The organism is Bythopirellula sp., from assembly GCF_041737835.1.
Lineage (GTDB): Bacteria > Planctomycetota > Planctomycetia > Pirellulales > Lacipirellulaceae > Bythopirellula.
On the sequence record NZ_JBGSQY010000021.1, the window covers coordinates 131,496 to 156,260 of the forward strand.

General features: G+C 55.4%; 21 protein-coding genes. 17 read left to right on the top strand and 4 right to left on the bottom strand.

Annotation, left to right across the window (positions count from 1 at the left end):
- Positions 1-151 precede the first annotated feature (151 nt).
- Both pyrG and AC6T8Q_RS05270 read left to right on the top strand, forming a co-directional pair.
- Positions 152-1,849 (top strand): CTP synthase, encoded by a 1,698-nt coding sequence (gene pyrG / locus AC6T8Q_RS05265; RefSeq protein WP_500678073.1) that lies wholly within the window; start codon positions 152-154, stop codon positions 1,847-1,849.
- A gap of 11 nt (positions 1,850-1,860) precedes the next feature.
- Positions 1,861-2,283 (top strand): DUF1844 domain-containing protein, encoded by a 423-nt coding sequence (locus AC6T8Q_RS05270; protein WP_500678074.1) that lies wholly within the window; start codon positions 1,861-1,863, stop codon positions 2,281-2,283.
- Between the two features lie 353 nt (positions 2,284-2,636).
- On the opposite strand, the gene AC6T8Q_RS05275 is transcribed toward AC6T8Q_RS05270, so the two are convergent.
- Positions 2,637-3,122 carry a division/cell wall cluster transcriptional repressor MraZ gene (locus AC6T8Q_RS05275; RefSeq protein WP_500678075.1) on the bottom strand — a complete coding sequence of 162 codons (486 nt, stop codon included), beginning with the start codon at positions 3,120-3,122 and terminating at the stop codon, positions 2,637-2,639.
- Between the two features lie 277 nt (positions 3,123-3,399).
- On the opposite strand from AC6T8Q_RS05275, the gene AC6T8Q_RS05280 reads away from it, so the two are divergent.
- Positions 3,400-4,599 (top strand): outer membrane protein assembly factor BamB family protein, encoded by a 1,200-nt coding sequence (locus tag AC6T8Q_RS05280; protein ID WP_500678076.1) that lies wholly within the window; start codon positions 3,400-3,402, stop codon positions 4,597-4,599.
- 11 nt (positions 4,600-4,610) lie between these two features.
- Here AC6T8Q_RS05280 and AC6T8Q_RS05285 read toward each other — a convergent pair whose 3' ends face one another.
- Both AC6T8Q_RS05285 and AC6T8Q_RS05290 read right to left on the bottom strand, forming a co-directional pair.
- Entirely contained in the window at positions 4,611-5,999 is a 1,389-nt protein-coding gene (locus tag AC6T8Q_RS05285; protein WP_500678077.1) for an excinuclease ABC subunit UvrC, read from the bottom strand.
- 156 nt (positions 6,000-6,155) lie between these two features.
- Positions 6,156-7,964 carry a phospho-sugar mutase gene (locus tag AC6T8Q_RS05290; RefSeq protein ID WP_500678078.1) on the bottom strand — a complete coding sequence of 603 codons (1,809 nt, stop codon included), beginning with the start codon at positions 7,962-7,964 and terminating at the stop codon, positions 6,156-6,158.
- A 130-nt stretch (positions 7,965-8,094) separates the two neighbouring features.
- Here AC6T8Q_RS05290 and AC6T8Q_RS05295 point away from each other — a divergent pair, with 130 nt between their 5' ends.
- The 10 genes from AC6T8Q_RS05295 to AC6T8Q_RS05340 all read left to right on the top strand — a co-directional run bounded on the left by AC6T8Q_RS05295 (position 8,095) and on the right by AC6T8Q_RS05340 (position 19,250).
- A complete protein-coding gene (locus AC6T8Q_RS05295; RefSeq protein ID WP_500678079.1) occupies positions 8,095-9,000 on the top strand; it encodes a cytochrome c in 906 nt (301 codons plus the stop codon).
- Positions 9,001-9,111: 111 nt separating this feature from the next.
- Entirely contained in the window at positions 9,112-10,125 is a 1,014-nt protein-coding gene (locus AC6T8Q_RS05300) for a DUF1559 family PulG-like putative transporter (protein WP_500678080.1), read from the top strand.
- 1 nt (position 10,126) lies between these two features.
- On the top strand, positions 10,127-10,615 hold the full coding sequence (locus tag AC6T8Q_RS05305; RefSeq protein ID WP_500678081.1) for a hypothetical protein: 489 nt from the start codon (positions 10,127-10,129) through the stop codon (positions 10,613-10,615).
- A 74-nt stretch (positions 10,616-10,689) separates the two neighbouring features.
- Positions 10,690-11,133 carry a Fur family transcriptional regulator gene (locus tag AC6T8Q_RS05310; protein ID WP_496919624.1) on the top strand — a complete coding sequence of 148 codons (444 nt, stop codon included), beginning with the start codon at positions 10,690-10,692 and terminating at the stop codon, positions 11,131-11,133.
- A gap of 209 nt (positions 11,134-11,342) precedes the next feature.
- Entirely contained in the window at positions 11,343-12,152 is an 810-nt protein-coding gene (locus AC6T8Q_RS05315) for an all3515 family Zur-repressed PEP-CTERM protein (protein WP_500678082.1), read from the top strand.
- 133 nt (positions 12,153-12,285) lie between these two features.
- Positions 12,286-12,744, top strand: coding sequence for a hypothetical protein (locus tag AC6T8Q_RS05320; RefSeq protein ID WP_500678083.1), 459 nt, complete (start codon positions 12,286-12,288; stop codon positions 12,742-12,744).
- 356 nt (positions 12,745-13,100) lie between these two features.
- A complete protein-coding gene (locus AC6T8Q_RS05325; RefSeq protein ID WP_500678084.1) occupies positions 13,101-14,807 on the top strand; it encodes a GspE/PulE family protein in 1,707 nt (568 codons plus the stop codon).
- Positions 14,808-14,905: 98 nt separating this feature from the next.
- Entirely contained in the window at positions 14,906-16,009 is a 1,104-nt protein-coding gene (locus tag AC6T8Q_RS05330) for a type IV pilus twitching motility protein PilT (protein ID WP_500678085.1), read from the top strand.
- A 61-nt stretch (positions 16,010-16,070) separates the two neighbouring features.
- The gene (locus AC6T8Q_RS05335; protein ID WP_500678086.1) at positions 16,071-17,786 is read left to right on the top strand and encodes a GspE/PulE family protein; all 1,716 of its coding nucleotides are present in this window, start codon (positions 16,071-16,073) and stop codon (positions 17,784-17,786) included.
- 135 nt (positions 17,787-17,921) lie between these two features.
- Positions 17,922-19,250, top strand: coding sequence for a type II secretion system F family protein (locus tag AC6T8Q_RS05340; protein ID WP_500678087.1), 1,329 nt, complete (start codon positions 17,922-17,924; stop codon positions 19,248-19,250).
- A 325-nt stretch (positions 19,251-19,575) separates the two neighbouring features.
- On the opposite strand, the gene AC6T8Q_RS05345 is transcribed toward AC6T8Q_RS05340, so the two are convergent.
- The gene (locus AC6T8Q_RS05345; RefSeq protein WP_500678282.1) at positions 19,576-19,740 is read right to left on the bottom strand and encodes a hypothetical protein; all 165 of its coding nucleotides are present in this window, start codon (positions 19,738-19,740) and stop codon (positions 19,576-19,578) included.
- On the opposite strand from AC6T8Q_RS05345, the gene AC6T8Q_RS05350 reads away from it, so the two are divergent.
- The 4 genes from AC6T8Q_RS05350 to AC6T8Q_RS05365 all read left to right on the top strand — a co-directional run bounded on the left by AC6T8Q_RS05350 (position 19,682) and on the right by AC6T8Q_RS05365 (position 24,674).
- Positions 19,682-20,704: a type II secretion system protein gene (locus AC6T8Q_RS05350; RefSeq protein WP_500678277.1), complete on the top strand. Its 1,023-nt coding sequence runs from the start codon at positions 19,682-19,684 to the stop codon at positions 20,702-20,704. The genes AC6T8Q_RS05345 and AC6T8Q_RS05350 overlap by 59 nt on opposite strands.
- Entirely contained in the window at positions 20,701-21,795 is a 1,095-nt protein-coding gene (locus AC6T8Q_RS05355; RefSeq protein ID WP_500678088.1) for a prepilin-type N-terminal cleavage/methylation domain-containing protein, read from the top strand. Before AC6T8Q_RS05350 ends, AC6T8Q_RS05355 begins: the two co-directional genes overlap by 4 nt.
- A gap of 132 nt (positions 21,796-21,927) precedes the next feature.
- Positions 21,928-23,370, top strand: a complete 1,443-nt coding sequence (locus tag AC6T8Q_RS05360) for a hypothetical protein (protein ID WP_500678089.1) — start codon at positions 21,928-21,930, stop codon at positions 23,368-23,370.
- Positions 23,370-24,674 carry a type IV pilus modification PilV family protein gene (locus tag AC6T8Q_RS05365; protein ID WP_500678090.1) on the top strand — a complete coding sequence of 435 codons (1,305 nt, stop codon included), beginning with the start codon at positions 23,370-23,372 and terminating at the stop codon, positions 24,672-24,674. Before AC6T8Q_RS05360 ends, AC6T8Q_RS05365 begins: the two co-directional genes overlap by 1 nt.
- Positions 24,675-24,765 lie beyond the last annotated feature (91 nt).

Below are 24,765 nucleotides of genomic sequence, written 5' to 3' on the forward strand. Positions count from 1 at the left end.
TTCGCAGTTCTCCTACAAAGCCGGCAGGGGGGATTGGGGGTCAACCCTCCCCAGCTAGCACTTTCGCCGCTAGAATGAAGGATTGTGCCATACTTTTAAGGGCGGATCTATGACGCGACCCTTTTAGCAAGCCAGGAAGGTATTCTGCCAAATGACCAAGCACATTTTTGTCACCGGCGGTGTTGTCAGCTCTTTAGGCAAGGGCCTGACGAGTGCGTCGGCTGCCATGCTGCTCGAACGGCGCGGTCTCACGGTCCGCATGCAGAAGCTCGACCCGTATATCAACGTCGATCCGGGGACGATGAGCCCCTATCAGCATGGCGAAGTGTATGTGCTCGATGACGGCAGCGAAACCGATCTCGACCTGGGACACTACGAGCGATTTACCAGCGCGCCCCTCACGCGCGACTCGAACTACACGACCGGCCAGATTTATCAGTCGGTGATCAACAAAGAACGCCGTGGCGAATTCTTGGGGAAGACCGTGCAGGTCATTCCGCACATCACAAACGAAATCAAATCGGTCATTCATAAGATCGCCAAGGATGCTGACGAAAAAGTTGACGTGGTGATTACGGAAATCGGCGGCACGGTGGGCGATATCGAGAGCTTGCCTTTCTTGGAAGCGATCCGCCAATTCGCGCTCGACATCGGCAAAGAGAATTGCCTGTATATTCACCTGACGCTCGTGCCGTACTTGAAAGCCGCGCGAGAATTGAAGACCAAACCGACGCAACATTCCGTCGGCCAATTGCGTCAGATCGGCATTCAGCCCGACATTCTCATTTGTCGTACCGAACAGCCGATCAGCCGCGAAGATCGTGAAAAGATTGCGTTGTTCTGCAACATCTCCTTAGAAGCGGTCATCGAAGAACGCGATAAGGATTTTTCGATCTACGAAGTGCCGTTGAGCTTGTTGGACAACAATCTCGACGGCATGATTTGCCGTAAGCTGGGCCTCTCGACCCGCGAGCCGGACCTGCAAGATTGGCGGAATTTGCTCAACGGGCTACGCAATCCGCAGCATGAGGTCAGCATCGCCGTGGTGGGCAAATATGCGGAGCACCGCGATGCTTACAAATCGATTTACGAATCACTCGATCACGCTGGCATAGCGAACGCCGCCAATATTCGCCTAGCTCGCATCCAAAGCGAAGAGGTCGAGAACGAAGGGGCCGAGAAGCTGCTCGCAGGTTACGACGGTATTTTAGTGCCCGGCGGTTTCGGCGAACGTGGCATCGAAGGCAAAGTCATGGCCATCAAATATGCCCGCGAGAAAGGAATCCCTTTCTTTGGCATTTGCCTGGGAATGCAGTGTGCCGTCGTCGAATTCGCCCGCAATGTCTGCGGCATGACGGGGGCTCATTCCACCGAGTTCGACAAGGAAACTCGCTATCCCGTGATCTGTCTGCTCAACGATCAAAAAACGATTACCGACAAGGGGGGCACGATGAGACTCGGCGCGCAGCCGACGAATCTTGCCGCCGAAAGTCATGCCGCCGAAAGCTACGGCAAGCAACTTGTCAGCGAGCGCCATCGTCACCGTTACGAAGTGAACAACGAATATCGTCAACAACTGATCGATCAAGGCCTTGCGATCACCGGCACGAGCCCCGATGGTTCGCTCGTGGAAATCGTCGAGCTTCCTAGCCATCCTTGGTTTCTGGCGGTGCAATATCACCCCGAATTTCAATCGAAGCCGACGGCAGCTCACCCGTTGTTTGCCGGTTTTGTGAAGGCCGCTGTCGCGCACCGGCAAACTCGTAAAGAGCGATCCTCGGAAACGTCGTCAGAAACTTCCCCAACTGGTGAGGAAGAAACCGTCCCTTTTGTTCGTAAGGCCCGTTAGAAAGCAGTGATATGAGCGAAGAGAAGAAGATTTTCATCGACGAAGACTGGAAAAGCCAAGTCGAAGCCGAAAAGGAAGCTCTTGCTAAGGAACCCGAGACCGGCAACACCGCGTCGCCAGGGCCTCACGACCTGCCACCGGCCTCCTTCGAAATGCTGGTGACCACTTTTGCGTCGGAAGCCATGGTCGCGTTGGGGCAGTTGCCGAATCCCTTCACCAACGAGCATACGCTTAATTGGGAACATGCCCGCTACACGATCGACATGCTGCAAGTCTTGCAGGATAAGACCAAGGGGAATCTCTCGACCGAAGAAGCCGCGATGCTCGAAACGCTACTGCATCAGTTGCGGCTCGCGTATGTGACGCTGCAGAATGAGTACGGCTCGCAGATGCCGACGGCCGATCCGACGCAGTCGTCGATCATTCAGCCGTAGTGTAGGTTTATGCCATTCCGAAGGAGCCTTGGCGACTGAGGAATCTGGATTGCAGCCGCCTTCGCATTGATGACGTATGCGACTTGAAGCCAGATCCCTCTGGTCGTAGAACTCCCATCGGGATGACTACTTCAAAAAATTGGTCGCCATGCCCAGCCGGCGATTTCCGCGGCTCGAAAGCCCAATAGCCTTTCCAAAATGCGACTTGCATCCCGCACCGGGTGACAACGGACGGGTTGTTATAGGCTATCGTGCCGACCGGGCACGGCGACGATGATTTGGTTGGCGAGCGGTAGGCGTGAGCCTGCCGAAATGTCCGGGCACTGACGTACCCGGCTCGCCTGATGTGCTTCTTAGTTGGCCAACTTATCGAACAAGTCGCGAAACTCGCTCATGTGTTGGCCGATGTGTTCACTCCAACGGGTTGGATTCCAAATTTCCACGCACACCGCGGCACCCACGACCAACAATTCCCCGCCAGGCTCCACTTCCAAAAACGTGCGGAAGCTGTCGGGAATCGCGATCCGTCCACGGCCCGCGATAGGGACCGTCTTGTGTCGTGTCGACAGCAGACGGCCAAACATCTGGACCTGATCCATGCGACCGGCGGTTCGCCCACTGCGAATCTTGCCGGCCACCAACTCTAATCCTTGATTCAACCATTCGGTCCAATCACGTGGGTGCCAAACACTCACACAACCGGGCCGTTCTTTGGCGAGCACGCATTCGTTGCTGTCGTCGACCAGCTCGTCGGCCCACTCCGTGGGAATCGAGAGCCGGAAACGCTCGTCAACCGACCGCGCCCATTCCCCAACAAAGAGTTCCGGTGCATCGGGCATGAACGAGCGAGCTCAACGAAAGTGTGAGATGCCCTCCTTAAAAAAACTGGCCGCCGTTAAAGGCTAAAAACCCACAAATTAATCCGTTATTCACTGAATTTGGGATAGTTTCCCACTCAGTAGACGCATTTTAGCGGAGTGCGAGGAGGATGCAAGTAGGAGCGAGATTTTCGGGGAAAATGGCGTTTGGAAAGCCTGCTCAATGCGGGAATCTGCTGGTGGCCGTGATAGAATCGCTCGCATCACGATCTTGTCTTTGTTAGGCGGAGCTGCGCTCATGAAGTCGACCTACTGCGTTTTAGTTCGTTTCTTACTCACCGTGATCTTCGTTGCGAGTCATGCAACACTTGGTTTCGCTTTCGGCACGGCACTTCCCAAGGCTTGGTCGATCACGATACCGAATTTCTACGAACCTGACGTGTCCCCTGCGCCTCATGGCGATATCTATGTAACGGGCCTGATGAACTGGCCGCATGACGACCGCTTGGCACGCATCAATAACAACGGAATCATAGTGTGGAGCCATGTCTTTGACGGCAACAATAGCCCAACCGGCGTAACGACTGATTTCCAGGGAAACGCCCTGGTCATTGGTCATAACGAAGATCAAGCATTCGTAAGCAAAATCAAACACAACGGTACCGAGAGCTGGTATCAACCGATCACAAGGCCACTCCGTGATGTGCCTGTTGGAATTGCTGTGAGTCAAGACGGTCATTCGTATGTTTCTGTTGCCCCTTGGGCTATTAACTACGGCACGCCTCCACCCGGCACATTTCACAATCTGCAAAAGTACAGTCCCACGGGCCAACTCGAATGGCTCACCGAGTTTGATACACTCGATGGAACTTACCCAGGAAATGGCTCGACGACCTCTAACGGTACCGCCGTCGACAACAGTGGAAACATCGTTTCGATGTTCAATAACTACTCGCAACCAAACTCGCCCGATCTCAATTCCTATCTCACAAAGACAACGCCCAATGGCGATATTGTTTGGCTTAAAGATTTGGGGCCTTGGTTCAATGCTTTCAGTATCGACGTTGACAGCCAGAACAATATTTACGCCGTGGTCAACAATCGGATTTTAAAATTCGACGAGGATGGTAACGAAGTTTGGTCAATCCCTAACGAGTCCGGTATCAGCCCTGTTCTTCTTTCGCTCACGATTGGGGCCGACGACCGAGTCTTCGTGGCGGGCAATAAAACATTCTCGTCTTATGTTGCCGAGTACGACGTGGCGGGGACGCTATTGTGGAGCGAGCTGCAGGCTCCGGGGCCGAATCAAATGCTGTTCAACTCGGGATTGACCATTGCCGGACGACAACTCATTTCGGCTTATACGGTGGCCATTAATGGAGCGTACAGTGCCACTATGCTCACGGCCTACACTTTGATTCCAGAACCCAGTAGTGCAGGACTTTTATTGCTTGCCATGACATTAGTCATGATGCCTCGACGTGAGAGCTATGTTTGACTGACTTTTTATCATTCCCCCAGATTCTTCTTCCGCCGCAGCAAGTGATGATAGTGCTGCGCGAAGCGGTGGGCTTCGTCGCGGACGTATTGCAATAGCCGCAACGCATACGAACTGTGACTCAGTCGCAGCGGTTTCGGGCGGCCGTTGATGAAGATCAGTTCTTCTTTTTTGGCGAGTGAAATCACAAAAGGTGGATCGACCCCGGCTGCGTCAAACGCTTTCATGGCCGCGTTGAGCTGGCCCTTGCCGCCGTCGATCAGCAGGATGTCGGGGAACATCTCCGTTTCGTCTTTCAAACGCGAGAACCGCCGAGTGACGACTTCCTGCATGCTTGCGTAGTCGTCGATTCCTTGCACTTCGCGAATGCGGTAGCGGCGATAGCCCGGTTTGAACGGCATGCCATCGATGAACTGCACGAGGCTCGCGACCGTTTCGCTGCCACCGAGGTGGGCGATGTCCATCCCTTCGATCGTCCGCGGAGCCGTGGGCAGCTTGAGAACTTTTTGCAGGCCCGTGAGGCCTTTCTTGGGATCGATGTAAAAAACTTCCGGCTGGATATGTTTATCCAGGTCGCCCCGCTCCTTGATCGATTCGAGCATCGCGATTTCATCGCGCAGCCGAGCCGCTTGCTCGAAGCGGCGGTTGGTGGCCGCGTCGAGCATTTCGGCTTGGAGTTCCTTTACGAGCGACTTGCGGTTGCCGTCGAGAAATTTCTTCAGCCGCTGAATGTCGCGGCGATACTCTTCCTTGCTGATTCGCAAATTGCAGGGGGCCGTGCACTGCTTGATCGAAGCCAGCAGACAAGGTCGGAACCATCGCCAACGCTCGTCTTCGGCTTCGATATCGAGCGAGCAGGTGCGAAACTGAAACACGCGCTGGAGGACTTGCAGCGCCCCGTTGAGCGCCCCAGCGCTGGTGAAGGGGCCATAGAGTTTCACGCCGCTTGAACGTGGTTCCCGGGTGATCTCGACGCGGGGGAAATCTTCGTGCGTAGTGATTTGCAAATAAGGAAAAGTTTTGTCATCGCGGAGTTCTTTGTTGTATTTCGGCTGAATGTCTTTGATCAGCCGGGCTTCCATCAGCAGGGCGTCGACTTCGCTTTCCGCTTCCATGAAGTCGATGTCGTAAACTTCTTGCACCAGTCGGCTCGTGCGGAGATCCTGAGCGGCGGCTTTGAGGAAATAACTGCTCGCGCGGTTGCGTAAGTTCTTCGCCTTGCCGACGTACAGCACCCGGCCCGTTTGATCTTGAAACAAATAGACGCCGGGGGTGTCGGGAAACTTTGAGCGGACCTTCTCGGCGGCGCGCAGAAAGAACTCCACCTGAGATTTTGGCTCGGGCAGGGCAGGGGAGGTGTCGGCAGATGAGTTGTCCGATGCTTCGGAAGTGTCGGCCATGGCAACAAATCGTAAGCCGATGGCGGCTCGCAGGCCAGACCTGCCGCCAGATGTTCAAGAGAATGGCCACGGAATTTCACAGATGAAACACGGATGAATTCAAATGATTCCGTGTTTAATCCGTGTCTGTCCGTGGCAATTTAATTAATGCTACTTCTACACACCCGCAAACTTGCGCATGTCGGCTTCCATGCTATCAAGCCGGCCGTTGAGCTCTTCCTTCGCGCGGTCGAGATTGGCCAGTTGCTCGGGTGGCTCGTAGGTAAACATGTAGAGCTTAATCTTGGGCTCGGTGCCACTGGGGCGGATCGCCACGTAATTGCCTTCGGTGGCTAGATCGATGATCACCAAATCCCCCTTGGGACCAACGAGCGGCTTTTTCGTGCCGTCGGGCAGCACGATCTCCATGTTTTCGTAGTCGCGCATTTGCTTGACGTCGATCCCAGCGAGCAACTTGAGCGGTTCCGTGCGGAATTTGAGCATCACTTCCTTCATCCGCTCCATCCCTTCACTGCCAGGCATTTGCACCGATATCGTTCGCTCGACGTGCATCCCATGTTGCCAAAACAACGAATCAAGCTTTTCGTGCAACGTCTGGCCGTTGGCTTTCAGCTTCGCGGCAAGCTCACACAACAGCAGCGAAGCGACGGCACCATCTTTGTCGCGGGTGTGATCCCCGGCCATGTAGCCGTGCGATTCTTCCGTGCCATAGATGAACTTGTCGGGGCCTTGCTCGTCGATTACGCCGGCGATCCATTTGAAACCGACGAGCAAATCGCCGAAGGTTTTGATGCCGTAGCTGTCGGCAATCCGGCGGGTCAATTGCGTGGTGACCAGAGTGATCACGATGAAATTGTCGGGCGAAAGTCGGCCCTGTGATTTGCGAAGTTCCAGAATGTGGTCGGCCAATAACGCCCCGATTTGATTTCCCGAAAGGGTGTGCCAGGGGCTGTTTTCAGCTTTGGTAAGCGGCGCCGAACAGCCGATGCGATCGCAGTCGGGATCGGTGGCCAAAGCGAGATCGGCATTCACGTGCTTGGCGTGCGCGACAATTGTGTCGAACACCTGAGGATTCTCGGGGTTGGAAACATTGCCCGGCGCGTTGGGGAAATCGCCGTCCGGCTTGGCGTGCAAGGCAAAGACTTCGACATCTTTGAACCCGGCTTGATCCAGCACGGGACACACCGCCGTGGCACCCACGCCGTGGAGCGGCGAATAAATCACTTTCAAATCGCGCGGGCCGGGAGTCGATTGCTTCAACACGGCTTCGATGAACTTGGGATCGATCTCGTCCTGGCAGAATTCGATTTTCCCCGCGGCAACCGCTTCGTCGAAGTTGGCCCGCTCGATGGTTTCGACCGACATCACTTCATCGATCACGCCCTGATCGTGCGGAGGCAACAACTGCCCGCCGGTCAACCAATAGGCCTTCACGGCATTATCGCTGGGAGGATTATGGCTCGCCGTGACCATGATGCCGCAGGAGCAGTTTTTGTAGCGCACCGTGAACGACAATTCCGGCGTGCTGCGGTGACCTTTGAGGTAATAAACCTTGAAGCCCGCGGCGACCATCACCTCGGCACAGAGTTTGGAAAACTCGATCGACCGATGGCGGGTATCGTAAGCAATCGCGCAAGCCAGCTTGGCATCTTTGCCGAGTTGCGATTTCACATAATTGGCGAGGCCCTGCGCGCTCTCGCCGATCGTGCGGTCGTTGATGGCGTTGCTGCCGATGGGGTACATCCGCCCGCGGCGCCCGCCCGTGCCGAAGGGAATGATCGTCCAAAACACGTCGTCGAGTTCCCGCCAACGATCCGTTTGCACATGCTCGATGACCTGCGAGGCGTATTCGGCATAGCGCGGCTCGGTAAGCCAAATCTTGATGTTGTCGGCGGCGGAACTGGTGAGCTTGTCCGCGGCGACGGCTTGATCGATTTTGGCGAGAATCTCTGGTAGATTGGACATCGCGTTCCCTGACAAATGCACGAATCGTGGGCTGGTTGCTAAGACGCCAACCTACACGAATCGGCCAAAATCTTCCAGCCATCGAGCTTCTACCCAACAAGCTTCTACCCAACAAACCCAGAGGCGAAGCGTGCCGCAATCGAGAATTTTCTTCGCGTGGGTTCTGGTGTCGGCGATTTGCTCGGTGGTGGCGGGTGAAGACTTTGCGCAACCGCCCGAGTCATTCGGCGATACTCAGGATGTTTTTTACGACGATGCGTTCCAAGCCCTTAGCGGTGAACCGCCCGGCCAAGCCAAGGAAACAGCGGCGATTCAGCAAGACGCCATTCGGCAAGACACTGATGCGACCGACAAGATTGATTGGCAGACGCTGATCGACTCCGAGACGCTCGCCACGGAAGTGAAGCGGATTGCCAATAACCTAACGGCGCTCACAACGAGCCCCGCCAAGTTTGAAGCCGCCAAGCTGAAGGATTGCCCGCGAGAACTGGCAATGCTGGCCACACTGTTTCGAGTCATCCAGCTGTACCCAGGGGACATCCCTTGGCAGAAAAGTGCCGCGGCGATGGAACGACAATGCCTGCAGGCCGCCGAAGCCTGCGAAGTGGGTTCTGACGAAAGTCTGGCGATGGTCAAGGAAACTTGTTTGCTGCTCGAGGATTTACTTCGCGGCCAAACGGTGCCAGCGAGCGAAGCCGAAACCGGCTTCCCCCAGTTCGCCCCGTTGATGCAGCGGATGGAAATCACGGTTCAAGAGAAGCTGCCGACGCTACTCGCCAAGCCACGCGACTTTCGGAAGCAGGCGACGCAAGTCGTTCATGAAGCGGAGCTACTCGCCATGCTCTCGCAAGTGATCCGCAGTGAAGACTATGGCTACGGCGACGACGAAACCTACCAAGCCCACGCCGATGCCTTGCGCGATGCCGCGAACCAGTTGAAGCAATCCGCCAAGTCGGAGGATTTTGCCAAGGCCGTTGAAGCCGAAACAGCGGTCAAGAAATCGTGTGCCGCCTGCCATGCCGATTTTCGGGGATAAATGATTAGAGTCGTGAGTTCTTAATCGCGCAGTTTGAAATGTTTGCGTCCTCATAATTCGCGGTTATACTGCGATCAGCCGACCCATCGACTTAAAGTGGACTCCCGTTTGATGTTGCGAAGACCGCCCGCATTGCGAACAGCCTTCACTTTGGTGGAACTTTTGGTCGTGATTGCCATCGTGGGAGCGATGGTCGGCTTGCTGCTGCCCGCGGTCCAAGCAGCTCGTGAGTCGGCTCGCCTGGCGGAGTGCCAAAACCACTTACGTCAAATCGGCTTGGCCACTCTGAATTTCGAGCAAGCCAAACAGGCCTTCCCACCCGCTCGGCTTCGCGCACGGGAATTTTACGGGCCCAATGATTGCGCCGAGACGGAACCCTCGTGGATGGTGAGGATACTTCCCTTCGTCGAGCAAGCGGTGACTTACTCCAAGTGGAACATCTATAAGCCTTACGACGATCACGATCTCGATACGCGAAACTTTATCCCTTCGCATTTTGTTTGTCCCTCGCGACGGACCGTGGAGGAGGCTCGCGTTGATTCGGGTGTGGTCGAGCAAAACATCACCTATGGTTGTGGTTGCAGCGGCACCGAAATCATCGAACTCACAGGTGGGGCTGTAGGCGACTATGCCGGCAACCATGGTGACTACACCGGCGGATCCGATGACTGGCTGTACGCATACTGGCGGGGCGGCAACGGCATGGGTGTGATCATTTCCAGTGAGCCCGTTTGCAAGGAAAACAAACCCGCCGATTGGCTCAACAAGCTGCGGCACAAACACCTCGTCGATGGGGCCAGCAACACGGCGCTCGCCGGTGAGATGCACGTCCCCCAGGGTCGCCTCGCCCAGGTGCCTGAGACTGGTCCGCTTTACAACGGCAAAGATTTGCCAGCGTTTGCACGGATTGGCGGGCCAGGAGTTCCCTTAGCGCGTGGTCCTGACGATACGACGATCCCCATTCTTGGATTTGGAAGTTGGCATCCCGGTGTCTGCCCGTTTGTTTTTGCGGATGGGTCAACAGGGTCGATCGACAACTTCGTCGACGACCGCATCCTGCAACAAATCTGTCGCCGAGATGATGCCGCACTCCCCCCTTGGGAAGAGGAACCTTATTGGTGGTAGGATGAGTTCCTCGTTGATTACGCTTTCACGTTGGGTCAACTTGCTTGGCTTCGTGCTGCTTCTCGGCTGCAGTGATTCCCGACCGTCGACGTACCCTGTATCTGGCAGCATTGCCTTTGCCGATGGGCAGCCCGTGCGATTTGGGACAGTACAATTCTTGCCTGACAATCCAGGGCCGTCCGCTCGAGGCCTAATCGATACGAATGGTCGCTTCGAGTTGGGGACCTTCTCTAAGGACGATGGCGCGATCCCCGGTGGGCATCGTGTGATCATCACTCAACATGTGTCTGCCGCCAGTGGCAAGGTCATCAAACACTCGGACGCCCACGGGGCAGATGACGAATCAAGCTTAGTCGACATTCGCTACACGCAATATGAAGTGTCACCACTCACGGCGAACGTCGAAGAGCTTGATAATCAAGTCAAACTTCGCGTCGAACGCCGACAAAATCCGAATCACAATAAGACCAGCCAGCCTGGCCAGCGATAAGATTGCTGTTCGTATTTGCAATTCAAATGCAAATGGTATCTAATTGCCTCAGCGAACTTAATTGTGAGGCCATTGTGACTGAACCGAAGCAAGACACTCCCTGGGCCAAAGGCATCCTCAAACAGGCGGGGCTCCGCAGCACGGCAGCCCGGGTGGGCGTCCTGCGCCATCTGGCTCTCCTTGCTAAACCGGTGAGTCACGGCGAGGTCACCGATGCACTGAGTGAATTCGGCTTTGACCAGTCGACGATCTATCGTGTGTTGCAGGAATTGGCAGAAGCGGGGCTGCTCACTAAACTCGATCTCGGGGATCAGGTCCGCCGTTTCGAGTTTCGTTCCTCAACCAATCGCCATGAGCTCGAGCATCCCCATTTCATGTGCGTCGATTGCGGCAAGGTCACCTGCCTCGAAGAATTCTCATTCCAATTGACCCCCAGCCGGGGTCCACGCCGCGAAAAACTTGGTGAGATCACCGAAGTTCTCTTGCGCGGCCATTGTAGGGATTGCACTCCAGCCTGATCGGCTGCGACTCTCCTCACGTAGCAGACTCTTCGCGCAAAATTCACAGAAATCGTATTTGCAATCCAATTGCATGTGTGTATATTATGCAAATCAATTGCAAGTACGTTTGTATTGCAAATTGTCTTCGTTGGTCAGCGCTGCGACGAAGGCCTTGCATCGTGTTTGCGAACAACCTCATTGATTTATTCGCTTAAGGAAATTGACTCATGAAATGCATGAAAAGTAAGACTTTGTTTACACTGGCCATGGCCGCTGGCTGGCTGTCGGCCTGGGCTTCAGCAGCTTCTGCCCAATTGGCCGAATATTACATCGGCATCGATAATCGGACGGCACCCTTCACGGCCCCAGCGGGCGATGGTGGCGGAGCCTATCCCGACAATCCGAATTACAACCGCTTGACGCTTTTGCTGAACCACGGAGATCACTACCATGGCATCGGCGCTTACACTTACACGGGCCCCGCAGCTACTCCCGTGCTCAACGACACGAGTTCCAATAACCGCCTCCCCGAAACGTACTCTGGCCAATCGCCTCTGCCGTTGCTACCAGGGGCTGGTTTGTATGCTGGTAAGAAAACTTCGCAGGAAGTCTTAGGTCTTACCTACTCCGACCTGGAGATGCGCAACACACAGTCGCTGGCCGGAGTGGATGACATACTGTTCAACAGCAGTGCAAACCGCTGGAAAGCGGCATTTGACGCGGCCCATATCCACATCGAGTTGTTGAGTGTGAGTTCCCCCGATCTCAAGGTGGGCTCAGCCACGAATCCCAATGCTTTCGCTTTTGGTGACGCGCATTTGGGCGACGGCAACGAAATCTTTTCCTTTACGCCCGTGCTCTGGGTCGACGCCACCGCTCCCGCGGGAAGCTATTGGGCTGAGTTCCAGCTCACCGATTTGTCAGGCAACTTTGGCAATTCGGGTCGCTTCTTTATTGATGTCCAAAATGTGCCCGAGCCAACGAACTTGGCTCTGGGGGGATTGGCTTTGCTGGGCGTTGTGATGAAACGGCGATAATTCTTGGCCCCCTGCGTCGGGCACCCGGCGCAGGGGTATTCTTGTTGTGCTGCTAGCGGGCCGAAGTGCGCTTGTGTATTCGTGCTTCCAAATATTAGAACGGTGCTTAGCTGTTCATTCACGGAGGTCACCCATGCCCGCCAGTCGTCGTTACGATTTTCAGATATTGTTCGTCTTGATAGTGATTGTGTCGGGTCGGGCTTGGGCCAACGAAGCCGTTGGGTCGGCTCCGGCGGAACGCGTCGCGGCGATTGCGACCGACGGTCCCACTTCCACCGCGCCCCCTGTGACCGAAGACGTGGCCCGTGAAGTCTTGCGACTCCAGGAAGAAATGGGGGGCTCCGTGGCCGCCGGTTTTGGCAACCAGTGGACTCCGCCGCCCGCCGGTGCACCGCCGATGACCTATCAACCGGCGACCCGCTCGCCCGTGTCGGCGCTCCGCGATGTGTCGTGGCAATTGGAACAATCGGCCCATCTGTTGGAATCGCTCGATCTCTATTCCCAAGCTGACGCCTTGCGGGAAACAGCGGCAAGGCTCCGCCACGATGCACGGAAATTGAAAGCCGATACCACATCGGTACAGCCAGAATAGGCTTAAATCAGCCATTCGTTGGTTTGCCGCGCGGTCATTAACATGCTCATGACCTGCCGCTTTGCGTGAGCGTTTCGCGCGTTTGCGTATACCGCACTTAATTGACATTCGCCCCTACCGCCAGTAGCCTAGTAGTTATGCGGTGAGATGGGGGATTCGCGCGTAACTCGCGAGTGTGTGAGGACTTCTGTCCAGCATTGCCTCCGAAACTTTTGCATGCTTTCGGTGGTCCCGCCCCGCGTTTCTCTTCCCAGTTGCGTTGAGATATAACACCGAGTGGATGAGAAGCCGCGCCTGCCGTGGTCCCGATCTCACTGCCGGAACCTGAAGAGCCCCCGTCCAGAGATTGCTGTGCGATGTCGAAACTCGGTGAATACCTTATCAAGAAGCGCGTCATTGGCCCCGAGCAATTGCAGGAAGCCGAGACCGTGTCTTCCTCGCGGAAGCTGAAGCTGCAAGACGCGATCGTGCAATTGGGCTACGGTACGCCCGAGCAAGTCTGGCGTGCGCTCGCCGAAATGCACAAGTACGAGTACTACGATCTCAACTCCGTGCCGATCCCGCCGGCGGTGGTCGAACTCGTGCCCGAATCGGTCGCGCGCGAAAACGCCGTGATCCCGTTTTCGGAAGAAGATGGCAAGCTCAAGGTCGTGGTGAGCGATCCCGAAGCGTTCGAGACATTCGACAAGTTGCAGTTCATTCTGAACCGCAAAGTCGAGATCGGTATTTCGACCCGCGAGAGCATTCTCGAAGCGATCAACAGAAACTATGGTCAGGTCGACGGCGAATCGGCTGACTCGATGCTACAAGAATTCACCGACACGGCCATCGACTTCACCGAAACCGAAGGGGATGACGCGAGCGGTGGTGACGACGACGTGGTCGACGAGACCAGCGCTCCCATCGTGCGGTTGGTGCAGTTGATGATTACCGAAGCCGTGCAATTGCGGGCTTCGGATATTCACGTCGAGCCGTTTGAAGAGCGCGTGCGAATTCGTTACCGCATCGACGGCGTGTTGGTCGAACGCGATAGCCCCCCCCGGCGTTTGTTGGGCGCGTTGCTCTCGCGTATTAAGATTTTGGCCAAAATGGACATCGCCGAGCGGCGTCGTACTCAGGACGGTCGTATCAAAATCACCGCCGGCGGCAAGGAACTCGACTTGCGCGTGAGCATGCTCCCCACCACGCACGGCCAGTCCTGCGTCATGCGGCTGTTGGACAAGGACAACATCAAGGTCGGCGTGCGGCAACTTGGTTTGTCGGAGGCCGACTTCCGCAAGTTCCGCAATTTGATTCGCCGTCCGAACGGCATTTTTCTGGTGACGGGTCCGACAGGTTCGGGCAAGACAACGACGCTTTACGCGGCGCTCAACGAGCTGAATCGCCCCGACCGCAAAATCATTACCGCCGAAGACCCGGTCGAATATTACTTGCCAGGCATCAATCAGGTCGAAGTCCGGCATTCCATTGGGCTCGACTTCGCATTGATCATTCGTGCCATGTTGCGGCAAGCTCCCAATGTGATTCTCGTCGGCGAAATGCGCGACAACGAAACCGCGTCGATGGGTATTCAAGCCTCGCTTACGGGTCACTTGGTGTTCAGCACGTTGCACACGAACGATGCCCCCGGCGCAATCACGCGTATGGTCGACATGGGCGTGCCAGCTTACTTGGTCGCGGGCAGCATCATCGGCATCTTGGCTCAGCGCTTGGTACGCGTGGTCTGCACGAAGTGCAAACATCCTTACCAACCGACAGCTGCCCAGCTTGAGGCGGCGGGGATCACTCCTGAACAAGCCGCTGGAGCAACCTTCATGAAGGGGCAGGGCTGTTCGCATTGCGGCAAGAATGGTTATCGCGGCCGACTTGGCATTTTTGAATTGATGATGATGAACTCGAAAGTTCGTGAACTGGCGTTCCAAGGGGCCTCGACCGCTGATATTCGCAAGGCCGCGATTAGTTCAGGCATGACAACGCTTTATGATGACGGCATCCGCAAAGCTTTAATGGGGGTGACCACGCTTGAAGAGGTCTTCCGCGTGGCCAAAAAGGTCGAACAATAAGCCGGAATTGGATTTCAAACCACAGAAGAATTCGAGCCAGTTAAGATAGAAGTTAGAGCTGCGGACTAAAAACCTCGCGGCAACGGAACAGAGAATTTATGGGCACAATTCTAATCGACAAATTGCTCTCCGCTCAGGTCAAGCAGGGAGCAAGCGACTTGCATATCACGGTGGGACAACCTCCCGTGCTGCGTCTGCATGGCCACATGCAAAAGCTCAAGACCAAGGTGCTTGAGCCGGCCGACACGATGGGCCTGATGAAAAGCATCACGCCCGACCGCTGCCAGCAGGAATTTCAAGAAACGGGCAGTACCGACTTTGGTTTCGCGTTCGGCGATCAAGCCCGTTTCCGCGTGTCGGTGTTCCGCCAACGCGGTAACGTCGCGATGGTGCTGCGGCAGATTCCGGTCCATTTGATGAGCATGGATCAGCTCAAACTACCCACGATTTTCAAAGACCTGATCATGCGGCCCCGCGGTTTGATCCTCGTGACCGGGCCGACCGGTTCGGGCAAGAGTACGTCGCTCGCCGCGATGATTGACTACCTCAACACGACGGTCGACCATCATATTATCACGATCGAAGACCCGATCGAGTTTTATCACAACCACCGTAAGAGCACGATCAACCAGCGCGAAGTAGGCGTCGACGTCACATCCTTCGCCGAGGCGATTCGCCGGGCGTTGCGTCAGGACCCCGACGTGATCCTCGTGGGCGAAATGCGTGACTTGGAAACCATCGAAGCGGCGATCACCGCCGCGGAAACTGGGCACGTCGTGTTCGGCACGCTCCACACGAGTAGTGCCGCCGGTACGATCAACCGTATTATCGACGTGTTCCCCACGAACCAACAGGATCAGATCCGCACGCAGCTTGCGACTTCAATCATCGGCATTCTCGCCCAGCAGCTGATTCCCAAGATCGGCGGCGGCCGCTTGGCGGCTTTTGAAACGCTCGTGGTGACGCCGGGTATCGCCAACCTGATTCGCGAAAACAAGATTTTCCGCATCACGTCGTCGATCCAAACCGGCTCGAAGCACGGCATGCAGTTGCTCGACGATCACCTGTTCGAACATTGGAAGAGTGAAATGGCGACCAAGGAAGACGTGCTTTCAAAGGCTAACTCGCCCGAAGAATTGGCCCGCCGTATCGCAGGTGCCGAACGGGGCGTGTTCGACGAACCCACAACGCCGGAAGAGTAAATCCCAGCGACTCGTTAAAAAAATCCCTAGCCCCCGACCCCTAGCCCCCTGACCCCTTCTTATGGCCCTACGTCGCATTGGACAGATTCTGGTAGACCTTGGTTACATTTCCGACGAACAGTTGGAAATGTTGATCGAGGAACAAGAACAACGCCCTGGCCAGCTCTTGGGCCAGGTGGCCATGGACATGGGCCTCATCAACGACGATCAACTGGCCCAGGCTTTGGGCGAGCAGATGTCGTTGCGAACCGTGGCTTTGGGCGATCTGACGATCACGCCGGAAACGCTGTCCAAAGTCACCGAGCCGATGGCGCAGATGTATCGCATCGTGCCCACCGAATTCGACGGCGACAACCTTACGGTCGCGATGTGCGATCCACAAAACTTGAGTGTCCAAGACGAGCTCCGCACGTTCCTGGGTTACAACATCCGCGTGGTGGTGGCCACTGAACCGGCCATTCTCGCGGCGCTCGACCGCTACTACGGCGAGAGCAGCGAAAGCGTGGAATCGATCGTTTCCGACTTGGAAAACGACAAAGATCTTGCCGCCGCGGTGGCTGCCGCGCAAGGCAACTCGGTCGACCTGGCGAGCGTCGAAGCGATGGCCGATAGCGCCCCGGTTCGCAAGCTGCTAAACATGGTGCTGTTGTTGGCGATCAAGGATCACGCGAGCGATTTGCACTTCGAGCCGTTTGAAGACGAATTCCGCATCCGTATCAAAGCCGACGGCGTGCTCTACGAAATGGTGCCGCCGCCCCGTCACTTGGCCTTCGCGATCACGACCCGCATCAAAGTGATGGCGAACCTCGACATCGCCGAACGCCGCCTGCCGCAGGACGGCCGTATCGAACTGACCGTGGGTGGTCACCCCGTCGACTTGCGGGTGAGCGTGCTCCCCACAATGTTCGGCGAAAGCGTCGTTATGCGGGTGCTCGACCGTTCGGTCGTATCGCTCGACCTGAAAAACGTCGGTATGAACGATGACCTGATGGCCCAGTTCCGAGATGTGATTTCCAAGCCCAACGGCATTGTCCTGGTGACCGGCCCCACCGGTTCGGGCAAAACGACGACGTTGTACTCGGCCCTGAACGAGCTCAACGTTATTGAAGATAAGCTGATTACCACCGAGGATCCGGTGGAATACGACATGGAAGGGATTGTCCAGGTCCCGATTGATGCCTCGATTGGCAACACGTTCGCCCAGTGTTTGCGGGCCATTTTGCGGCAGGACCCCGACAAGATTCTCGTCGGCGAAATCCGCGACTATGAAACGGCTGAAATTGCCATTCAAGCCTCGCTCACCGGGCATATGGTGTTCAGCACGTTGCACACGAACGACGCCCCCAGCACGATCACCCGCCTCAAAGATATGGGGGTTCCCACGTTTTTGATCACGGCCACGGTCGAGGCCATTTTGGCCCAGCGCCTGGTGCGGCGAGTTTGCTCGAAATGCCGGGAAGAGTACGTCCCCAGCAAGGAAATCTTGGACGATTTGGAACTTAAACCCGAGCAATTAAAGGGAAAGAAGTTTTATCGTGGCTCCGGCTGCGAAAATTGTAACAATACTGGATATAAGGGCCGCGTCGGTTTGTTCGAGCTGATGATCATGAACAACGAGCTCCGGGAGTTGATCATGGAGAACTGCTCGACCGACGAGCTCCGCAACGCCGCCCAGAAGCGGGGTATGCTCACTTTGAGAGACGCGGGAATGAAAGTTGCTTTCGAGGGCATCACAACCCCCGAAGAGGTCGTACGCGAGACAATTATCGAAGGTTAACCGTATAATTTAGCTTCAGGTGTTTGATTTTGAGACAGCGTCCGTCCGCTCGCTGCTTTGCCAGCACAAGGACGGGCACGGTCGTCGATGGTTCAGTAAAAGATTTTCGGAACAGCTTTTCAAGCGGCCACAGCCATGCCCACTTTTCAATTCGAAGCGATGGATTCGACCGGTGCCGAGATCAAAGACGTGATCGACGCCCCGACCGAAGAAGATGCCCAAGCGACGATTCGCCAGATGGGATACTTCGTCACGAAGATCTCCGTCAAAAAAGCGCGGAAGAAAACCGAAGGCGGCGGCGTCAAAAAGAAACGTGGTTTCACCTTCGGCGGCGTGAAGTCCAAGGATCTCACCGCGTTCACCCGCCAGTTGTCCATTCTGCAAGACGCGGGCCTGCCGATTTTGCGGTCCTTGCGCATCTTGGGGGAACAAGCCAAGCCGGGCCGCTTGAAGTATTCGCTTGAAGATACCTGCGAAGCCATCGAAGCGGGCGACACGCTCTCCGAAGCGATGGCCAAATCGCCCAAGGCATTCGACCGCCTGTATGTGAACATGATCAAAGCCGGTGAAGCCGGTGGTGCGCTCGAAGTCATTCTGCAACGCTTGGCCGACTTCAAGGAACGGGCCGAGTCGTTAAAGCGCAAAGTGAAGTCCGCGATGATCTACCCGGTCGTTGTGGTGACGGTGGCGGTCGGTATTTTGACCTTCATCATGATCAAGATTGTGCCGAGTTTCCAAGCGATTTTCGACGATTTTGAACTCGATCTGCCGGCGATGACGGTCTACCTGATTGCCTTCTCGCAATGGTGCGTGAACTATTGGTATTTGATACCCGGCGTGCCGATCGCGATCTGGCTCACGATCAAATTGATCCGCAAATTCAAAGCGGGCCGCATGGGTTGGGATCAGTTCGCGATTAAAGTGCCGATCTTCGGCAACCTGATCGAAAAGAACATCATGGCCCGTACGTCGCGAACCTTGGGAACGCTGATTTCCTCCGGCGTGCCGATTTTGGAAGCGCTCAACATCACCCGCGAAACGGCCGGCAATGCGGTCTTTGAAAAGCTCTATTCCCGCGTGAGCGAACGCATCCGCGAGGGCGATGCGATAGCCCAGCCCTTGAAGGAATACTCAAAGCTGAGCTTCCATCCCGTGGCCGCGTTCTTCTGGTTCTGCTTCATTGGCGGACCGGTCGGAATTCTTATCTACATGATGAAATATCGCCAGCGCGTCGTCGACGACATTGTGGTGAACATGGTCGACGTCGGCGAAGAAACCGGCGAACTCGACACGATGCTCTACAAAGTGGCCGACACGTACGACGAAGAAGTCGCGGTGCTCACCGACGGCCTCACCAAGCTGATGGAGCCGTTGTTGATTCTGTTCCTCGGTGGTGCGGTCGGTTTTATCGTGATCGCGCTCTTCATCCCGCTGGTGGAACTGATCAACGGTTTGACGGGCTAAGAGTGGGACTAGGGACTGGGATTTGGGGACTAGGAATTACAGATTCCAGCCCCCAGCCCCAAACTCCCAGCCCCTCGACTTGTCTCATTTCGCTACAATCACCTGTGGCGCCGGAGCGACTTGGCCAGAGTCTCAGGGTGAGAAAAATCACCACTCCGGGGGGGTGGATCGCCGTTTTAGTCGCATTCTGAGACGAAAAGCGACTATGATGGCTCAAAATCGCCGCGAATCGACGATTCGCCGGGGATTTACCGAGTGCGCACATGATTTGCAACACATTCGCTAGCTTAGGAGAAAAGCAGATGTTAAACGGACAAACAAAAAATCAAATTTTGCTGCGCAGCCAAGGCGGAAGGCGGAAGGCGGAAGGCGGATCGTGTCTTTCTTTCCCCCTTCCCCCGTCCGCATTCACGCTCACCGAACTCTTGGTGGTGATCACGATCATCGCGATCCTAGCCAGCCTGATCACCGCCGGGGCGATGAACGCCATGCGGCGCTCGCAAGAAGCGGCTATCACGTTGGAGATTGGCCAACTTGCCGATGCCGTCGAGCGGTTCAAAACAGAAACCGGCGGGGCCTATCCGCCGAACTCGATGAATGAGAATTCGGTAGTAACTAAAGACAACTACGCGGGACAATCCGTCTACCAGCAAACAGTCAATGATTTCATTCGCTCAATGCGGAAGGCGTTCCCCAGACACAACGAACCGGAAGGTTTGTTGCGGCGGCTTGCGGGACAAACAGACGCAACGCTCCCAGGAAATCCAACGGATCTTGATGGCGGTATGAATTCCGCCGAAGCTCTCTGTTTTTGGTTAGGCGGTTTCAGTAGTGATCCTGTCTATCCTATTTCTGGCCCTGGAGGCCCTTCGTTTGGTGAAAATAACACAATTTCTGGATTAGATCCGGGCGACGAAATTTTGGAGAATCGCAACCGCACCTATGAGTTCGACTTAACGCGTCTTGCTCCACGTGATGATGCGGGTGTGTTTGATGGCAGGTCTGTTGACTATGAGATCGACCTGAATGGCGATGGAGATGTGAATGATCCCGGTGACAGACGCCGCATCAATTTGTGGACATATACTCCCAAAGGTTTGACGAGTTCTTTTGCCTATTTCGATGCGTCACGTTATGACCCGGTCCGCTACGACCTTGATCTTTCCGGTGTTTTCGACTCAAAGGTTTATGGTGTTAAGCGAGTTCGAGAAGGTTTCAGCGGTGCAACGCCAACGCCCGCGGACATTCATTTTGTCAACAAAGGGAAGTATCAAATCTTGCACGCCGGGTTAGATGACGCTTGGGGGAATTGGTTGCCTGCCGAAATTTTTTCTGCGAACTCAAGTTCTAATGCCAGCAATTTGTTGATGTACCCACTTGGCCCTTTCACTGGCGAGGTTGCCGACACGCTCACCAACTTCACGACCGGTACATTGGAGAGTGCACAAGAATGATCGCGAAAGGCGGAAATCGGAAGGCGGAAGGCGGAAATCAATTCCCTCGTTCGCGCTGCGCGCATAACTTCCCTCTTCCCCCTTCCCCCCTCCGCCATGGCTTAACTCTCATCGAGCTGCTGATCACCATCACGATCATCGCCACGTTGAGTGCAATGTTCCTGGGGGCCTCCCGCGTCGCGATGGAACAATCGCGGGCCTCGCGCACCAAGACGACGATCTCGAAGTTGCATACGCTCTTGATGCAGCAGTGGAACAGTTATGAGACCAGAAGGATCGATTTGAATGGTTATGCTCTAGGTCAACTCAATGGATTGGGCATGAGCAATATCGATCAAGTTAAGTCGAAATCGACAGCCACAAGGCAATACCAGCTTCAAGCGAAGCGGGAAATGATGAAGCTCGAGATGCCCGATCGATGGAGTGATATTACGGGCACTGGTTTTGGTGGAACTCCCCTTTACCCAACCAATCCTCCTAATCACTACCCAACTTACTTGGCGGATCGGCCCACGCTGGCGAAGATCTATCTGCGCCGGTACTTGACTGCGGACCCTTCTGAACGTTTTCAAGGGGCCGAATGCCTCTATATGATCATCATGTATGCCTGTGGCGATGGCGAAGCGCGAACCATGTTTGCGGCGCAAGATATTGGTGACGTGGACGAAGATGGTGCTCCTGAATTTCTTGACGGTTGGGGTCGTCCCATTCATTTCGTGCGTTGGCCGGCGGGCTTTATTTCGCCGTTGCAATCCGTGCTTGCGCCCAACGGACTCCAAGACGTGCTTCGAGAAGGAGACCCCGATCAAGATCACGATCCCGATGACCCCTTCGGAGTTGATCCGATGGCTTATCGTCTTGTGCCGCTGATTTTCTCAGCAGGTGCGGATGGAGAAACTCTTTACCTCCCCGAAGATGGTGGGGTTCAATATCCCGACGATCAGCCACGTTTGAACTTAAACCCTTATGCACAAATTTATGGCAATGAGGAAAATAGCGATCTTGTAAAGCTCGCCACGACCGGTGGTCCTTCGCGTACAGAGACAGGCCATCTCGATGACATTCACAACCACCTCCAAGAGGCAAGATAAGTAGACATTAGTGGCAAGACGTTAGTCGCTAGATTATTTAGCCGCGATGATTGCATCGCTAAAGAAAAAACACTGCAGGGGCGTGCAGAACCGAGCCGTCAGGCTTGTCCTGACGGAGGAACAAGTGAAACCATGAACGCAGAAAAGTATCGAGTGTTGAGTTGCGAGTTACGAGTGAACGTGGCGGGGGATAACTCGCGCCTCGCGCCTCACACCTCGCGCCTCGCCATGACCCTCATCGAATTGATGGTCGTGATCGTCATTCTCGTGACGCTCGTGGCCGGGGTGTTGCCGTTGGTGTCGCCCAATAACGATGCCCGCAAGATCGCCGAGGCGAGCCGCACTATGCAAACTTATTTCATGCAGGCCCAAGCCGAGGCAGCCCGTTTGGGTCGTCCCGTTGGCGTTGGCTTCCGTGAGACGGGGTCGAACAGTGGCGTGGCCCTGGAAGCGTTTCAGATGGTTGTCCCCCCTGCTTATCCTGGCAGTAGCAGTTTGTCACGAGTAGCAGTCAAGGCCATGCCGATTGATCCGACTACCGGATTGCCTGATCCCAGTAAGCCGCCTGAGCTGTATGCCGGTACGGAAGCGGGAATTCGTTTTCCTGCTTACCTCGATGCACGTCTCTATGCAGTCCAAACACAGTTGGCCGTGCCCATCGGTGGAAACAACGAAGATTCGCTACCGTCTAACATGTTTCAACTCGGAGATATTATCGAAGCCGAGGGAAATCGCTTTGTGATAGTCGACGACAGGCGCAATCTTAAAATGAGAGAGTTTCCCAATGGGGTATGGTTTTTAAATCCCGCTGAACGAACCGACGAGTTTAAGAATACATTAGTTTGTGTTCGCCTTGAAGAAGTGCAGCAAGGCACGAAAGTTCCACCCCTGCCGCAACAAGTTAGCATTTTCACCTACGGCATACATCGCCAGCCGATCGGTGCTGAACGTACTGCTGGAAGCCCCAAAGAACGTATCATCACGTCCGTCGAATCGCCATTTCCGTTGCCTGCGGGAGTTGTGATCGACATGCAAGCTTCCGGAGCTGAAGGATCTGATGGAGGATTGTTTGCTAGTACTTATCCCGATTCCACCAAAATTGTTCCGACTATCGCTGGTGTCATGTTTTCGCCCAACGGTGGGATCGATAGTGTCTGGGTCAACGGCAATCGCCTCACAAGTGTGTCGCGTGTGTTCTTCCTCTTGGGACGGGTTGAAAATGGTAATCCTCCGCAGGAACTTTACATGGATTGGGGCGATAACAAGCGTCTTTCCGACGACGAATTTCGCGACCGGCAGGACAAAGTCAATTGGCTCAACCCGGATAGCCGCTGGCTAATGATTAACGGCAACGATGGTCGGTTGGCTGTCAGCCAAAATGCGTTTGTTGACCCGCGTGGTGTCGACTTCCAAGATGATACGAGGGACTATGTGACTGCAGGTATGCAGAGTTTGGACCAAACGCAAATCAACAATCTAGGCGGAGATGACTATGCGCGAGCCATGCTGACGAAGGCGTTCCAAATCGAAGCCGCGCACGAGCTCGCCCACGGCGGGCATAGTGAGGAGCATTGATGAGATTGCTAGTTAAGGGTGGAAGGCGGATGGCGGATGGCGGAAATCATTTCCACCGTCCTCGCTGCGCGCATCATTTCCCCCTTCCCCTCTCCCCCTTCCCCCCTCGCTCCGGCATCACCCTCATCGAAGTGCTGATTTCGATGTTCGTGCTGCTGTTCGGCCTGATGGGCGTGGCGGCGATCTTTCCCGTCGCGAGCCACTATATCCTCGAAGGCGACAAACGCGACCGCAGCAGCGGCTTGGCTCAGCTCGCGTTCGAGGAACTTCAGGCGCGAAAGATTTTGCGACCGCGGTTGTGGTACTACGGAAATTCGATTGCTCCTCCACCCAACACGAACATGCTGCCTCTGCTAAATGTCGCTGGAGGATTTGTTCAGCCAATTCCAAGCCCGCCGGTCTCTGCCTTTGGTCCAGGTCATGCTTTTGTGATTGATCCGTTGGGAGCGGCGAATGCGCCTATTGTTCCTTCGGCCATATACACCTACCCGACACTTGATAACGACGCCAATCCGTGGGTCGACAATTTACAGCCGGCAGGCTTTGGTTTCGCCGGTACCACATGGCCAGTACGTCGCATGACTTTGCCGCAAAATGGTGGGCCTTTGGATCCACGAACCGCCGAAACCATCTTCCGCCTCCGCGATGATCTGTCCGTCGAGCAGCCCGACGCCGGGGATCGGCCGAGCATTCAGCGCTGGGCCAAGGCTGATCCGAACAATACCCCGAACGATCCCACAGACGATCAACTTCTCAGCCGCAACTACTCGGGCGATTACTCCTGGCTGGCGACCGTCGTCCCCACCAGCAGTCGGGCCCTATTGGGTCTGCAGCCTGCCGCAAATATCAAAGATGGCTTCTACGAAGTCACGACCGTTGTGTTTTACAAACGCGATGTCGTCCCCTCGGCCACTATCGCCGGCAGCACGGGCAGCGAGCGCTTGATTGCCGGAGAGTTTTTGAACGAAAGCGAACTGGCCATTTACGACGCCAACCCGTCCGACAACGAAACCATCGAAACGGCCCTCGATGGAATTAAGCCAACCAACTGGATCGCCGTGATGGGTGTCAACCAGCTCACAGGTGCCTTCATGATGAAGTGGTACAAAGTTCAAGCGATCGATGATGAGAACACGCCGATTGCGACGATGGGTCCGGCAACACCTGCTACTGGCATGACGGGACGCTATATGATGGTGCAAGGACCCGACTGGCCGAAGAGTTCTTACACCAATCTGCAAGTTTTGTTTCTCCCCGGTGCGATCGACGCCTACACCCGCGTGATGCAGGTGGATGTGGAGTGAGTTTTCGAGTTGCGAGTTTCGAGTTTTGAGAAAAGCGACAGCAGGTCGGGAGAATTGGCGACCTGTGTTTGAAGAGGCAATGATGATAGTA

Excerpts from the sequence above, each read along its gene's own strand:
- AC6T8Q_RS05315 (WP_500678082.1), top strand. The coding sequence starts at position 11,343 with ATGAAATGCATGAAAAGTAAGACTTTGTTTACACTGGCCATGGCCGCT.
- AC6T8Q_RS05270 (WP_500678074.1), top strand. The coding sequence starts at position 1,861 with ATGAGCGAAGAGAAGAAGATTTTCATCGACGAAGACTGGAAAAGCCAA.
- AC6T8Q_RS05305 (WP_500678081.1), top strand. The coding sequence starts at position 10,127 with ATGAGTTCCTCGTTGATTACGCTTTCACGTTGGGTCAACTTGCTTGGC.
- AC6T8Q_RS05340 (WP_500678087.1), top strand. The coding sequence starts at position 17,922 with ATGCCCACTTTTCAATTCGAAGCGATGGATTCGACCGGTGCCGAGATC.
- AC6T8Q_RS05330 (WP_500678085.1), top strand. The coding sequence starts at position 14,906 with ATGGGCACAATTCTAATCGACAAATTGCTCTCCGCTCAGGTCAAGCAG.
- AC6T8Q_RS05290 (WP_500678078.1), bottom strand. The coding sequence starts at position 7,964 with ATGTCCAATCTACCAGAGATTCTCGCCAAAATCGATCAAGCCGTCGCC.
- AC6T8Q_RS05360 (WP_500678089.1), top strand. The coding sequence starts at position 21,928 with ATGAACGCAGAAAAGTATCGAGTGTTGAGTTGCGAGTTACGAGTGAAC.
- AC6T8Q_RS05335 (WP_500678086.1), top strand. The coding sequence starts at position 16,071 with ATGGCCCTACGTCGCATTGGACAGATTCTGGTAGACCTTGGTTACATT.
- AC6T8Q_RS05345 (WP_500678282.1), bottom strand. The coding sequence starts at position 19,740 with ATGGCGTTCATCGCCCCGGCGGTGATCAGGCTGGCTAGGATCGCGATG.
- AC6T8Q_RS05275 (WP_500678075.1), bottom strand. The coding sequence starts at position 3,122 with ATGCCCGATGCACCGGAACTCTTTGTTGGGGAATGGGCGCGGTCGGTT.
- pyrG (WP_500678073.1), top strand. The coding sequence starts at position 152 with ATGACCAAGCACATTTTTGTCACCGGCGGTGTTGTCAGCTCTTTAGGC.
- AC6T8Q_RS05285 (WP_500678077.1), bottom strand. The coding sequence starts at position 5,999 with ATGGCCGACACTTCCGAAGCATCGGACAACTCATCTGCCGACACCTCC.
- AC6T8Q_RS05280 (WP_500678076.1), top strand. The coding sequence starts at position 3,400 with ATGAAGTCGACCTACTGCGTTTTAGTTCGTTTCTTACTCACCGTGATC.
- AC6T8Q_RS05300 (WP_500678080.1), top strand. The coding sequence starts at position 9,112 with ATGTTGCGAAGACCGCCCGCATTGCGAACAGCCTTCACTTTGGTGGAA.
- AC6T8Q_RS05320 (WP_500678083.1), top strand. The coding sequence starts at position 12,286 with ATGCCCGCCAGTCGTCGTTACGATTTTCAGATATTGTTCGTCTTGATA.
- AC6T8Q_RS05365 (WP_500678090.1), top strand. The coding sequence starts at position 23,370 with ATGAGATTGCTAGTTAAGGGTGGAAGGCGGATGGCGGATGGCGGAAAT.
- AC6T8Q_RS05355 (WP_500678088.1), top strand. The coding sequence starts at position 20,701 with ATGATCGCGAAAGGCGGAAATCGGAAGGCGGAAGGCGGAAATCAATTC.
- AC6T8Q_RS05325 (WP_500678084.1), top strand. The coding sequence starts at position 13,101 with ATGTCGAAACTCGGTGAATACCTTATCAAGAAGCGCGTCATTGGCCCC.